This is a genomic window from Profundibacterium mesophilum KAUST100406-0324, from assembly GCF_009835145.1.
Lineage (GTDB): Bacteria > Pseudomonadota > Alphaproteobacteria > Rhodobacterales > Rhodobacteraceae > Profundibacterium > Profundibacterium mesophilum.
In genome coordinates, this window is record NZ_APKE01000023.1 from 68341 (window position 1) to 81980 (window position 13640).

At 67.7% G+C, this 13640-nt stretch carries 10 protein-coding genes and 1 pseudogene; 4 read left to right on the top strand and 7 right to left on the bottom strand.

Features of this window, described 5'->3' with window-relative positions; translation table 11 throughout:
- Positions 1 to 160: 160 nt before the first annotated feature.
- The 3 genes from PMES_RS10060 to PMES_RS10070 all read left to right on the top strand — a co-directional run bounded on the left by PMES_RS10060 (position 161) and on the right by PMES_RS10070 (position 4816).
- Complete coding sequence (locus PMES_RS10060; protein WP_159965586.1) at positions 161 to 1453, top strand: capsule polysaccharide biogenesis protein; 1293 nt, start codon at positions 161 to 163, stop codon at positions 1451 to 1453.
- 94 nt (positions 1454 to 1547) lie between these two features.
- Positions 1548 to 2681, top strand: a complete 1134-nt coding sequence (locus PMES_RS10065) for a polysaccharide biosynthesis/export family protein (protein ID WP_159965587.1) — start codon at positions 1548 to 1550, stop codon at positions 2679 to 2681.
- A complete protein-coding gene (locus PMES_RS10070) occupies positions 2678 to 4816 on the top strand; it encodes a capsule polysaccharide biogenesis protein (RefSeq protein ID WP_438943237.1) in 2139 nt (712 codons plus the stop codon). Before PMES_RS10065 ends, PMES_RS10070 begins: the two co-directional genes overlap by 4 nt.
- 39 nt (positions 4817 to 4855) lie before the next feature.
- Here the strand turns inward: PMES_RS10070 and ribD are convergent, their stop codons facing one another.
- Positions 4856 to 5938 carry a bifunctional diaminohydroxyphosphoribosylaminopyrimidine deaminase/5-amino-6-(5-phosphoribosylamino)uracil reductase RibD gene (ribD, locus tag PMES_RS10075; RefSeq protein ID WP_328809154.1) on the bottom strand — a complete coding sequence of 361 codons (1083 nt, stop codon included), beginning with the start codon at positions 5936 to 5938 and terminating at the stop codon, positions 4856 to 4858.
- Positions 5939 to 5967: 29 nt separating this feature from the next.
- A complete protein-coding gene (nrdR, locus tag PMES_RS10080) occupies positions 5968 to 6432 on the bottom strand; it encodes a transcriptional regulator NrdR (protein WP_159965588.1) in 465 nt (154 codons plus the stop codon).
- Between the two features lie 152 nt (positions 6433 to 6584).
- Between nrdR and PMES_RS10085 the strand changes: the two genes are divergently transcribed.
- Complete coding sequence (locus PMES_RS10085) at positions 6585 to 7259, top strand: SDR family oxidoreductase (protein WP_159965589.1); 675 nt, start codon at positions 6585 to 6587, stop codon at positions 7257 to 7259.
- 12 nt (positions 7260 to 7271) lie between these two features.
- On the opposite strand, the pseudogene PMES_RS10090 reads toward PMES_RS10085, so the two are convergent.
- The 5 genes and pseudogenes from PMES_RS10090 to PMES_RS10110 all read right to left on the bottom strand — a co-directional run bounded on the left by PMES_RS10090 (position 7272) and on the right by PMES_RS10110 (position 13559).
- Positions 7272 to 7675: pseudogene (locus tag PMES_RS10090) on the bottom strand (secondary thiamine-phosphate synthase enzyme YjbQ).
- 15 nt (positions 7676 to 7690) lie between these two features.
- A complete protein-coding gene (locus PMES_RS10095) occupies positions 7691 to 8116 on the bottom strand; it encodes a hypothetical protein (protein ID WP_159965590.1) in 426 nt (141 codons plus the stop codon).
- Between the two features lie 10 nt (positions 8117 to 8126).
- Positions 8127 to 10118, bottom strand: a complete 1992-nt coding sequence (gene rpoD / locus PMES_RS10100) for an RNA polymerase sigma factor RpoD (RefSeq protein ID WP_159965591.1) — start codon at positions 10116 to 10118, stop codon at positions 8127 to 8129.
- A 131-nt stretch (positions 10119 to 10249) separates the two neighbouring features.
- The gene (dnaG, locus tag PMES_RS10105) at positions 10250 to 12265 is read right to left on the bottom strand and encodes a DNA primase (RefSeq protein WP_159965592.1); all 2016 of its coding nucleotides are present in this window, start codon (positions 12263 to 12265) and stop codon (positions 10250 to 10252) included.
- Between the two features lie 58 nt (positions 12266 to 12323).
- A complete protein-coding gene (locus tag PMES_RS10110; protein ID WP_159965593.1) occupies positions 12324 to 13559 on the bottom strand; it encodes a TadG family pilus assembly protein in 1236 nt (411 codons plus the stop codon).
- Between the last annotated feature and the right edge of the window lie 81 nt (positions 13560 to 13640).

The window sequence follows — 13640 nt, forward strand, 5'->3', positions numbered from 1 at the left end:
ACCAGCGCGGCGGCATCTTGGCCCGGAGGGCCGACCGCCCCTTGCCCGGCGCCTACCGTTCGGGGCATCCTGCGGGGCGGCACCGTGGCGGCGCGGCGCAGGATGCCGTGGGGCAGACCGGGAAAGCTTTCGGCGAAATGATGGCAAGGCGGGAGGACGAATGGCGACGATCACCGGCACCGGCCGCAGATTCCTGTTCCTGCAAGGCCCCCATGGACCGTTCTTCGCGGGGCTGGGCGCGATGCTGCGCATGGCGGGGGCGGAGGTGCTCCGGGTCGGCTTCAACCGCGGCGATGCCGCCTTCTGGCCTGACAAGGCCCGCTATGTCGCCTTCACCGATGCGCCCGAGGCCTGGCCAGGCACCCTTGCCGGCTTGCTCGAGAAACACCGGATCACCGATATCGTGCTCTATGGCGACACCCGCCCCACACATGCCGAGGCCGTCCGGCAGGCCCGCGGCCGCGGGGCGACCGTGCATGTCTTCGAGGAAGGGTACCTGCGCCCCTACTGGGTGAGCTACGAGCGCGGCGGGGCGAACGGCCATTCGCGGCTGATGCGCACCGCCGTCGCCGAGATGCAGGCCGCCCTTGCCGATAGCGAGCTGGAGCAGAGCGAGGCCCCGGCGCATTGGGGAGACATGCGGAACCATGTTTTCTACGGGGCGCTCTACCATGCCTTCGTGCTCTTCGGGAACGCGCGCTACAAGGGTTTCGCGCCGCATCGCGGCATCAGCGTGGCCCAGGAGTTCAGGCTCTATCTGCGGCGCCTGATGCTGATGCCCTTCCTCGCCGCCGATCGCCTGATCGCGACCCGTGCCGTTCGGCGCGGCGGCTTTCCCTATCACCTGGCCCTGCTGCAGCTCGACCATGACAGCAGCTTTCGCGACCATTCCCCCTTCACGCGGATGGACGATTTCCTGCAGACCGTCATCGCCGGCTTCGCCGATGGCGCGCCGGGTCATCATCATCTCGTGTTCAAGGCCCATCCGCTCGAGGACGGCCGCTCGGACCAGCGCGGCGCCGTGCGCCGCCTCGCCGCGCGCCACGGCGTGAGCGCACGGGTTCACTACATCCGTGGCGGCAAGCTCGCCGCCCTTCTCGATCACGCCAGAAGCGCGGTCACCGTCAACTCGACCGCCGCGCAGCAGGCGCTCTGGCGGGGCCTGCCGCTCAAGGCCTTCGGCGAGGCGGTCTACAACAAGCCCGAATTCGCATCCACGCAGCCGATCGCCGAGTTCTTCGCCGCTCCCACCCGCCCGGACGCGCGGGCCTATCGCGACTACAGGCATTACCTTCTCGAAACATCGCAGATCGCCGGCGGCTTCTACTCGGCAAGCGGCCGCCGGCAACTGCTCAGGCAGGTCGTCGACCTGCTGCTCGCGGCCGAAGATCCCTATACGCAACTTTCGCAAGGCACAGCGTCCCCCCGGCAACAGTTGCGCGCGGCCATCTGACAGTGCATCGCATCGCCTAGCTTTTTTGCCACTATCTGGGTAATTTGCCTCTCAAAAGACCGAGGCAGAACAATAAGGTCGAGGAGACCGAGCAGTGAGAATCAGACAATCGCGCTGGGCCAGATCGCTTGCCCTCGTGGTGCTTCCGGCCATCGTCGCCGGCTGTGCCCTACCGCGCTCCGGCCCCACGAAGGCCGAGATCTTCGAAGGCTCCGTTCAGCGCCAGGGCGACGCCTTTGTCGTCTCCGTCAACGAGCGCGTCACCCGCGCCACCGCCGTCGTTCCCGCCTTGGGCTTTCCCGGCAGCTTCAATGCCGCCGGTCTTGTCGGGTCGGACACGATCCGTCCCGGCGATACGCTCGGGCTGACCATCTACGAGAACGTCGAGGACGGGCTGCTCACCGATCGCGGCCTGAACTCCACCATCCTCGAGGAAGTGCAGGTCGATGGCGCCGGCTTCATCTTCGTGCCCTATGCCGGGCGGATCAGGGCGGCGGGCAACTCGCCGGAGGCGATCCGCCGGATCATCACCGGCAAGCTCGACAGCCAGACCCCCGATCCGCAGGTCCAGGTGCGGCGCCTCGCCGGCAACGGCGCGACCGTCTCGGTGGTCGGCGGCGTCGGCGCGCAGGGCGTCTACCCGATCGAGCGTCCCACCCGCACGCTGTCGGCGATGCTGGCGCGGGCCGGCGGCATCGCGATCCCGTCCGAAGTGGCGCAGGTGACGTTGATCCGGGGCCGCGAGACGGGGCGGATCTGGTTCGAGGACCTCTACCAGGATCCCACGGTCGACATCGCGTTGCGTGACAATGACCGCATCATCATCGAGCAGGACAACCGCTCCTTCACGGCGCTGGGCGCGACCGGCACGCAAAGCCGTGTCGATTTCGAGGACCGCACGATAAGCGCCATCGAGGCGATCGCCCGCGTCGGCGGCCTCAATCCCGCGCTTGCCGATCCCACCGGCGTCTTCGTCTTCCGCAACGAGCCCGAGGAGATCGCCGAGCAGGTGCTCGCGCGCGACGATCTGAACGGCACGCAGCGGATGGTCTACGTGCTCGACCTGACGGCGCCGACCGGCATGTTCGAGGCACGCGACTTCCTGATCCGCGACGGCGATACCGTCTACGTGACCGAGGCGCCCTACGTGACCTGGACCAAGACGGTCAGCGCGCTGAGCGGGACCGTGAATTCCGCCGACAGCTTCGCCTCCTTCGGCGCCAACTGACCCGGGCTGCGGGCAGCGGGCGGCCTCCTGCCGGCCAGGGCGCGGCGGAGCCGTCCGGGCCGCACCCGCTGCATGTCTTCGGGGGCGGCTTCCTGCTCGGACGCCGGCGGCGTATCCTCGAACTGCTGGGCTGGCGCATTGCCCTGGGGCTGCCGCGCGCGGAGGGGCATGTCGCGGTCTGGGGCCGGGCGGGCGCCGCGCATCGCGGCGAGGCCGTGGCGGCGCGGCGCGGCGCGCATATCCTGCGCCTCGAGGATCCCTTCCTGCGCTCCTTGCATCCCGGACGTGCCGGCGAGCCGCCGATGGGGCTGCTGATCGACAGGCGCGGCGCCTATTTCGACAGTGCCGCCCCGTCCGATCTGGAACATCTCCTTGCCGGCCATCCGCTCGACGATACCGCCCTTCTCGACCGCGCCCGCGCCGGGATACAGCGCATGCAGGCGCTGCACCTGAGCAAGTATTGCGCTGTCGATCCCGCGGCCCCCCTGCCGGAGCCAGGCTATGTCCTCGTGGTGGACCAGACGCGCGGCGATGCCTCCATCGAGCATGGCGCCGGCTCCGCCGCGCTCTTTGCCGAGATGCTGGCCTTCGCGCGGATCGAGAATCCCGGCGCCCGGATCGTCATCAAGACCCATCCCGAAACGGCACAAGGCTACCGCGCCGGACATTACGGGCCATCCGATCTGGACGCGCGCACCCAGCTTCTCGATACGCCCGTGAGCCCCTGGACGATGCTCGAGGGGGCGGTCGGGGTCTATGCCGTCACCTCGCAGCTGGGCTTCGAGGCGATCCTCGCGGGACATCGCCCGCGCATCTTCGGGCAGCCCTTCTACGGCGGCTGGGGGCTCACGCAGGACGAGAGCCCCGTCCCGCGCCGCAGCCGGCGCCTGACGCGCGCGCAGCTCTTCGCCGGCGCGATGATCCTCTACCCCGTCTGGTACGACCCCTGGCGTGACCGCATCGGCCGCTTCGAGGATGCCATGGAGGCGCTCGGCGCGCAGGCCCGGACCTGGCGCGAGGATCGCGGCGGCTATGTCGCCGCCGGCATGCGGCTGTGGAAACGCCCGGTGATCCGCACGATGTTCGGGGGCCATGGCCGCCTGAGCTTCGGCGATCCGCCGGAGCGCGCGGCGCGGCGCGCGGCCGCCACCGGAAGGTCCCTCCTGGTCTGGGCGGGGCGCATGGGGAACGCGGAGGCACCGCCCCCGGGGAGCCTCGCCTCGGCACCGGTGATCCGCGTCGAGGACGGCTTCCTGCGCTCGCGCGGTCTCGGGGCAGCGCTCGTGCCGCCGCTCTCGCTGGTGCGCGACGATCTGGGCATCTATTACGATCCGGCGCGGCCAAGCCGGCTGGAGCGGCTGATCGGCGCCGCTGCCAATCTTCCCGGTCACGCCGAAGAGCGTGCCGCAAGGCTCAGGCGGGCGCTGGTTGCGCATGGCTTGTCGAAATACAATCTCGGCGGCTCGGATGCCGCCGATGCGCTCGCGGCCCTGCCCCCCGGCCGCCGGCGCATCCTCGTGGCCGGACAGGTGGAAGACGATGCCTCGATCCTTTGCGGCGCGCCCGGTTGCGGCGGCAATCGCGGCCTGCTTGCGCAATGCCGCGCCGCGCGCCCGGATGCAGCGATCCTCTACAAACCCCATCCCGATGTCGAAGCGGGGTTGCGGCGCGGCGCCGTGGAACCCGCGATGCTGGCCGGCCTTGCCGATGCAAACGCGCCCGAAGCCGATCCGGTGGCCCTCTTGGACCATGTCGAGGAGCTCTGGACGATGACCTCCCTCGTCGGCTTCGAGGCGCTGCTGCGCGGTCTCCCCGTGGTTTGCACCGGCATGCCCTTTTATGCGGGATGGGGCCTGACGCATGATGTCGGGCCGCCCGATGGGGCGGGCGGGACTGCGCATGCCGTCCGGACCGCCGCCCGCCGCACCGCACGTCCCAGCCTCGATCAGCTCGTGCACGCGGTTCTCATCGACTACCCGCGCTACCGCGATCCGGTCTCGGGCCTGCCCTGCACCCCGGAGGTGATCGTCGAGCGGCTTGCGGAGGGCAAGCTGCATGGCCGTGGCCCGTTCTTGCGCAGCCTTTCGAAGCTGCAGGGCCTGCTCGCGACCGCCGGGCTGCGATCTGCGCGCTGACTGCTTGCGATAAGACGCTGACGGACCGCGAAAGACTGGTCAGCCGGGCGCGCGGTCCCACTGCGCAAGGACATCCTCGCCGCAACGCTCGACATGCGCCAGCACGAAGCCCGGCGCCGCCCCGAGATCGCCCAGCCCCATGGGCCCGATCCCCGCACGTCCCTCGGCGCCGATGATCTTGCCGGCGACGAAGCCCGCCATCCGGTCGACACAGCCCGCGCCGAGCAGCGATGCCGCCAGCTGCCCCCCTCCCTCGCAAAAGACACGCGTGAGCCCCTCCGCCGCAAGGCGGGCCATCATCGCCCCGGGCGCGATCCCCTCCCCGCCGGACCCCGTCTCGACCTCGAGGCAGCGCGCGCCCGCGACCTCGAGGTCGGTGCGCTGCGTCTCGCTCATCTGCGCGCCATGCAGCACCCAGAGCGGGCTTTGCCGGGCCGACCGCACCAGACGGCTTTCGGGAGCGATCCCCTTTCGTGCCGCCACGATCCGCAAAGGTTGCCGCACCGCGCCGAAACCGCGCACGTCGAGCATCGGATCATCCGCACGCACCGTTCCCGCGCCCACCAGCACGCCATCATGCGCAAGACGCATCGCATGGACCCGGCGCCTGGCCTGCGCACCGGTGATCCAGCGCGACTGGCCCGAAGCGGTGGCGATGCGCCCGTCGAGCGTGCTTGCCAGCTTCAGGGTCACCATCGGGCGCCCTTGCACCACCCGGCACAGGAACCCCTGCTGCAAACGGGCGGCCTCCTCGGCCATGACACCCTGCAGGACTGCGATCCCGGCCGCCTCCAGCATCGCGTGACCCCGCCCCGCGACCCGGGGATCCGGATCGCCGAGGGCGCTGACGACACGGACGATGCCGGCCCGCACCAACGCCTCGGCGCAGGGCGGCGTACGCCCGTGATGGGCGCAGGGTTCGAGGGTGACATAGGCCTCGGCGCCAGCGGCCAGCGGCCCCGCCTGCGCGAGCGCCATCGCCTCGGCATGGGGACGGCCGCCGGGCTGCGTCCATCCCCGCCCCACGACGCGCCCGTCTTTCACGATGACGCAGCCGACGGCCGGGTTGGGCCAGACATTGCCGAGCCCGCGCCGCGCGAGGCCAAGCGCGTGGCGCATCATGGCGCGATCGGACGCGGAGCTCACGCGGCTCACTCCTCGGCGGGCGGCGGGCGCAGCTCGCTGACGAAACGATCGAAATCGTCTGCGGCCTGGAAGTTCTTGTAGACGCTGGCGAAACGCACATAGGCGACCGTGTCGATCCGCGCGAGGCTCTCCATCACGATCTCGCCGATCGCCTTCGAGGGGATGTCTGTATCGCCGAGGCTCTCGAGCCGTCTGACGATGCCGGAGATCATCTGGTCGACGCGCTCGGGATCGACGGGGCGCTTCTGCAACGCGATACGGATCGACCGCTCGAGCTTGTCACGGTCGAAATCCTCGCGCCGTCCGTTGGTCTTGATGACCACGAGATCGCGCAGCTGCACCCGTTCATAGGTGGTGAACCTGCCACCGCAGGCAGGACAGAATCGCCTCCGCCGGATCGCGACATGATCCTCCGCAGGCCGGGAATCCTTCACCTGTGTGTCGATGTTTCCGCAAAACGGACAGCGCATGAAATCCCCCTCGCTGACAGGTCGCCCCCAACACCCACCACTATAGGCTGCCCGCCACAAATTGGGTAGTGTCGTTGATCCGCCGCAAGATACAGCTTTGAACCCGGTGCGGGTCGGGGGCGTTCATCCTTCAGTCATCAAAAGGAGCGAGCATGTTTAAACCGACGATCCTGATCACCGGCGCCAGTTCGGGCATCGGCGCCGCAACCGCTCGCGCCGCGGCCGGTGCCGGCTGGAACGTGGCGATGCTTGCGCGGCGCGCGGACCGTCTCGACGCTCTTGTCGGCGAGATCGGCGATGCCGCGCTGAGCCTTCAGGGCGACGTGACCGACCTTGCGGGCCTCGAGGCGGCAACCGCGCGGTGCGAGGAGCATTTCGGCCGGCTCGACGCCGCCTTTGCCAATGCCGGGATGGGCCTGCAGACCGCCGGCACGCAGAAGGGCGATCCCGAGGAATGGCGCCGCCTCGTGGAGGTCAACGTCATGGGGGTGCTCTATACCACGCGCGCCGTTCTGCCCGCCCTGCGCCGCTCGAAGGGCACGCTGGTCATGACCGGCTCCGCCGCCGGGCGGCAGCACATCAAGGGCTCGATCTATGGTGCGAGCAAGTGGTTCGTGCACGGTTATGCCGGCAACATGGCCGACGAAATGCGTGAATGGGGCGGCAGGTGCTGCGTCATCGCGCCCGGAATGGTCGACACGGAGTTCTTCGACGAGGGCAAGCCCGACAAGCTGCACCCCGAGGATGTCGCGGCATCGGTCCTGCATGCAATCACCGCGGGTCCCCGCGCCGCCATCCAGGAGATCTACGTCATGCCGACCGGATGACCGGAACTGCGTTCAGGCGAAATGCACCGCGACGCGCCGCCGGTGGGGCGCATCGCGGTGCTCGACGAGATAGATGCCCTGCCACTGGCCCAGCATCGGCCGCCCGCCGCGCACCGGGATCTGCAGGCTAGTGGGCAGCAACGCCGCCTTGATATGGGCTGGCATGTCATCGGCCCTTCGGCGACATGGACCAGGTAGCGCATCGCGGCATCGCTCGCCGGCGGCACGAGACGCTCTAGGAAAGCGCCAAGATCGCGCTGCACGTCCGGATCGGCATTCTCCTGGATGAGCAGGGAACAGGAGGTGTGGCGAACGAAGAGGGTCAGGAGCCCGTCACCGCGAAGCCCCTGCCCCTCCTGCGCGGTAATCTCGGTCATGCCGGGGCCATGCGTGGCAATCTCGATCTCGCGGATCATCCGGACCTGATCCCCTCAGTTCAGCATGGGTTGCGTCTGACCGCGGTCCGGATCGTTGTTCGGCCGCAGCGCCCAGAAGTCGGGCCGCGGCACGAGCGCGTGCGAGCCCGCGTCGGGCGGGAGCGCGTAGAAGGCGAAGGCGTCCCACTCGGCATGCACCATCCACCAGCCGCCATCCTCGCGGCGGCAGAAGATCACGGCGCCGGGCATCCCGAAGCCGGTCGCCTGGAGCACGGCCTCGACGAAGTTGATTTCGTCCTCGGGCTCGAGCGCCTCACCGGGGTCGAGCTCGCGCACGATATCGGCCTGCAGATAGGTCAGCAGCGGCCATTCATAAAGCTCCCGGCGCGCCGCGAAGGCGGCACGCATGTCGCCAAGCCCGCGATCCGCAATGATCGCTTCGACCGCCCCCGCCCCGTCCGCAGAGCCATCATCCGTCACCGCACGGCCCTCACTGATCGAGGAAGGAGCGCAGCTTGCGCGAACGCGAGGGATGCTTGAGCTTGCGCAGCGCTTTCGCCTCGATCTGCCGGATCCGCTCGCGCGTCACGCTGAACTGCTGGCCGACTTCCTCGAGCGTGTGATCGGTGTTCATGCCGATGCCGAAACGCATCCGCAGCACACGCTCCTCGCGCGGGGTGAGGCTGGCCAGAACCCGCGTGGTTGTCTCCTTGAGGTTCTCCTGGATCGCGCTGTCGAGCGGCAGAACGGCGTTTTTGTCCTCGATGAAATCGCCGAGCTGGCTGTCTTCCTCGTCGCCGATCGGCGTCTCGAGGGAGATCGGCTCCTTGGCGATCTTCATCACCTTGCGGACCTTCTCGAGCGGCATCTGCAGCTTCTCGGCCAGCTCTTCCGGCGTCGGCTCGCGGCCGATCTCGTGCAGCATCTGGCGCCCGGTCCGCACCAGCTTGTTGATCGTCTCGATCATGTGCACGGGGATGCGGATCGTGCGCGCCTGATCGGCGATGGACCGGGTGATCGCCTGCCGGATCCACCATGTCGCATAGGTCGAGAACTTGTAGCCGCGGCGATACTCGAACTTGTCCACCGCCTTCATCAGGCCGATATTGCCTTCCTGAATGAGATCAAGGAATTGCAGGCCGCGATTGGTGTATTTCTTGGCGATGGAGATCACGAGCCGCAGGTTCGCCTCGACCATTTCCTTCTTGGCCTGACGGGCTTCCTTCTCGCCCTTCTGAACCTGCTGGACGATGCGGCGATACTCGGAGATGTCGACGCCGACATACTGGCCCACCTGGGCCATCTCGCCGCGCAGCTCCTCGATCTTGGGCGCCGACCGTTCGATGAACGCCTTCCAACCGCGCCCCGGACGCTCGGACATCTTGTCCATCCAGGCGGGGTCGAGCTCGTGACCACGATAGGCGTCGACGAACTCGCGGCGGTTGATCCGCGCTTGGTCGGCGAGCTTTACGAGGGCACTGTCGATCGACATGATCTTGCGGTTGATGCCGTAGAGCTGGTCGATCAGCGCCTCGATGCGGTTGTTGTGCAGGTGCAGCTCGTTGACCAGGAGCACGATCTCGCTGCGCAATTTCTGGTACTTGGCTTCCGCGGACTTGCTGAACGAGCCGGTCTCGTTGAGCGTCGCGGACATCCGCTGATCCTGCATCTCGGAGAGCTGCGTGTAGTTGTCGGCGATGACGTCGAGCATCTCCAGAACGCGCGGCTTGAGAGCGGCCTCCATGGCCGCGAGGCTCATGTTGGTCTGGTCGTCCTCTTCCTCGTCATCGTCCTGCTTGATCGGGTTGCCGTCGGCATCGAGCTCGGAGCGGCCATCGGTCTCGGGCTTCTTGGTCTCGCCGGCGGCAAGCCCCTCGACGACCGGGCTCTCGCCCTCCTCGCCTTCCTCGCCCATCGAGCGGCCGAAGGTGGTCTCCAGATCGATGACATCACGCAGCAGGATGTCCTCGTTGAGCAATTCGTCGCGCCAGATGGTGATCGCCTGGAAGGTCAGCGGGCTCTCGCAGAGCCCCGAGATCATCGTGTTGCGGCCGGCCTCGATCCGCTTGGCGATCGCGATCTCACCCTCGCGGCTGAGAAGCTCGACCGACCCCATCTCGCGCAGGTACATGCGCACCGGATCATCGGTGCGGTCGAGCTTTTCCGATTCGGTGGAGGAGACGGCCACTTCGCGCGAATTCGAGGTCTCGGCGACATCGGTGCCGGTCTTGCGGCCTTCGTCCTCGCTTTCCTCGTCCTCGATCACGTTGATGCCCATCTCGGAGAGCATCGACATGACATCCTCGATCTGCTCCGAGTTGACCTGCTCGGGCGGGAGGACCTGATTGAGCTGATCGTAGGTGATGTAGCCCTTTTCGCGCGCTTCGGCGATCATCTTCTTGACCGCAGTCTGGCTCATGTCCAGCATCGCCTCGCCATCGGAATCGTCCTGTTTGCGATCGTCATTGTCCTTGGCGGCCATCCGGCACTCCTTCCACACTCCCCGGTCAACGAATCAGGGAACACTGCGAATCATCCAGTCTGCCGAAGTGATTCGCAAACCAAATTACGTGGATTCTCTTAGCAAAGAGGCACGGGGTTTCCCACAGTCACCTATTTGCGCGAATTATCTTCTTTGCTCATGCCAATCTTGTCGAGCAATCCATCAAGCGCGCTCTTCTCACGCCGGTTCATCCGCACGCCGTTCGGGGCGATCTCGTATTCGGTCCGGTCCTCGGTCTCGCTGCGCTGCGCCCTTTGCAGTGCCTCCGCAGCCTGCCCCAGACGCCAGGTCAGCCCCTCATCGGCGACCGTGTCGAAATCCTGGACCGCCTCGTCGATCTCGCGGCGCGCACCACGTCTCGCGGCCAGCTTGGCGAATTCCTCGGCAAGACAGAGCGCCGCCATGTCCTCATCGGGATCCCGCAAGGCGGGCACGACGCTCAAATGGCGCAGCGCCATCAGATTTTCAAGAGCATCCCGGCCCAGAACGCTCTCGACGTTTTCGCGCAACGCCTCCGGCGGCGCTCCGGCATGCGCCAGCAGGGCGCCGGCAAGTCGCGCAAATTCCGGCCTGGCACAGTCCAGGCGGTCCAGATCCTCCTCGAAGCGCGCCAGGAGCTTGGGGTAATGCAGCAGCACGGCGAGGATCACGGCCTCGCGCAGGCTGTCCTCGACGCTGGCATCGCCCGCGGCCAGGATCGAGGCCCGCGTGCTGGCCTGCGCCGGCGCGAGCGGTGCCCAAGGAGGGCGCCGTCCCCCGCGCGCGCCCCCGCCGGCATACGCGCCGCCCGGGGGGCGCCCCTGCCCGAAACCGCGCGAAGGCCCGCCCTCGGATCCCGTGCGGCGCGGCGCGAAGAGGGTCTGCCGGCGTTCCTTGATCGCTTCTGCGTAATGGCTCCTGATCGAGGGATCGGCGATCCGCGCGAGGGCCTCGCGCAGCGCCTTGTCGAGCGCCGCACGCCGCTCGGGGCTGTCGATCGGACGGCCCTCCGTCTCGCGCCGCCACAGAAGGTCGACCATTGCCTCGCTGCGCTCCAGAAGCGCCTTGATCGCGCCCGGCCCGTCGGACCTCAGAAGATCATCCGGATCGCGCCCTTCCGGCAGGATGCAAAAGCGCAGGGATTGCCCCGCCTCCAGGAGCGGCAAGGCCACATCGATGAGCCGCATCGCCGCGCGCAGCCCCGCGGTATCGCCGTCGAGCGCGATCACCGGCTCGGGGCTGATCCGCCACAAGAGGCGCAGTTGATGCTCGGTGATCGCGGTGCCCAGAGGCGCGACCGCCCCCGCGAACCCGGCCTCGGCCAGGGCGATCACGTCCATGTAGCCCTCTGCCACGATCAGCGGCGCGCCCTTGCCGGCGGCCTCGCGGGCAGCGGCGTGATTGTAGAGGCTGCGCCCCTTGTCGAAGAGCTCGGTCTCGGGCGAGTTGAGGTATTTCGCACGCGCGTTGGGATCCATCGCCCTGCCGCCCAGCGCCATCGCCCGGCCCCGCGCATCGCGTATGGGATAGATGATCCGGCCCCGGAACCGCTCGTAGACATCACCGCCGCGGTCGCTGCGCGCCACCAGCCCGGCGCCCTCGATCAGGTCCGGCGCGATGCCCTTCTCGCGCAGGTGACGCAGGAGGCCGCCATTCTCGGGCGCGAAACCGATCTCCCAGCGCTGGACCGCATCCGCGTCGATACCGCGTCCCTCGAGGTAGTCGCGCGCGCCCAGCGCGCCCGAGCTGCGCAGTTGCAGCCTGAACCACTGCACCGCCTGTTCCATCACCTCGGCCAGCTGCCCGCGCCGGTCCGACCGCTGCTGGGCGACCGGATCGCGTTGCGGCATCGGCAGGCCCGCCTCGGCGGCGAGGATCTGCACCGCTTCCATGAAGCCGACATTCTCGCTGTCCTTCACGAAGCCGATCGCATCGCCCTTCGCGTGACAGCCGAAACAGTAGAAGAACCCCTTGCGGTCATCGACGTGGAAGCTGGCGGATTTCTCCTGGTGGAAGGGACAGGATGCCCACATGTCCCCCTTGCCCTGGTTCGACTTGCGCGCGTCCCACGAGACCTTGCGCCCGACCACCTGCGACAGGCTGATCCGGCTGCGAAGCTCATCCAGGAATCCGGGGGGCAAACTCATGCCGGCAATATCGCGCCCCACGCCGGCACTGTCCAGCGGCCGTGCGCCCTGACCTGCCTCAGCCGGCGAGCCTGAAGGAACTGGCCGACAGGATCTGCTCCATACCGCGACCGTTGCAATATCCGAAATCGTTGTTGGCGGCGGCATCGATCTGTCCGCCCGCGATGATCGACGCGCCCTCGATCACCTGCCCCTGCGCCGAGAAGCTCACATCCCCGCCGGCGAGGAATTGCGATCCGTGCAGCTCGATCTTGGCGGCGAAGGCCATGCCGCCCCGCGTCACGATGCTCGCACCGCCGCCCGGGCTGCAATTGTCGCGGCGGCCCATCACGACCGTCGATGAGCCGTTGAAGGAGCGTTTCGACAGGCTCGTATTGCCGAAGATCGAATTGATCATCGTCACCTCGCCGTTGAAGCTGACGGGGCAATCGGTGATCAGGACCATCTCCTCGATCACCGTGCCGGCATCGATCGAGACGTTGTTTCCCGCGCATTCGATCCTGTGGATGCGCCCCTTGCGCAGATCTGAGGTCCGGACGTTCTTGCCCTTGATCGACACGACATTCGTGTTCTTTATGTAGGAGGGCATGTAGCGGCTCGAGGGGTCGGCGACGCCGGCGATCAGCGCCTCGATGCGCGAGAGGACGCGGAGCCGGTATTCGTAGGAGTGCAGCGCGTCGATCATGCCGGGATTGGAGCTGTCATCCATGTGCGGCGTGACGACATCCGCCTTGTCCGGCATCGAGACGACCGAGCCCGGCTCGAACGTGTTGTTGTTGTTCAGCTCGACATGGGTGTTGGAATGGATGCAGAACCCCTTGTGGACGTAGTTGTTGCTCTGCATGTCGACGATGCCGTCGGCGACCAGCCCCTCGGTCAGGCATTTGGGGATATAGGCCTCGAAGACCGAGACGGCGCGCACGTCGAGCTGCGTGATCCCGAGGAATTGCAGCAAGAAGACGCTGGCCGGGTTGGCCTTCTGCGCCAGACGACCGGTGCCGACATGGACGGCGCTGCGGGCGCCGGACTTCGGGGTGAAGGTCCAGGTCTCGGCGTCCCAGGTGCCGAACTCGATCTCCTCCGCGAGCAGGACATCGCCATAGCGTCCCTTCGGCAGGGCGTTGCGCGCGAGCAGGAGCGCACGGTCCTTGGCGCTCTGCTCGTCGATGCTGTCGCGGCTGTAGAGGGCGGCATGGGCGGCGACATCCGCCGCGACCTGAAGCTGCACGCGGGCGGCATAGAGCTGCGCGGTATCCAGTGCGAGCGCACTGAGCGCGGCCGAGGTGAGGAACATGTGTAAGCGTTTCCTGGCCCGCACCTTCCCAATTCTCACCTGACCTGAGATTTCGCACCTGACGGAGATTAGGGCAGGAGT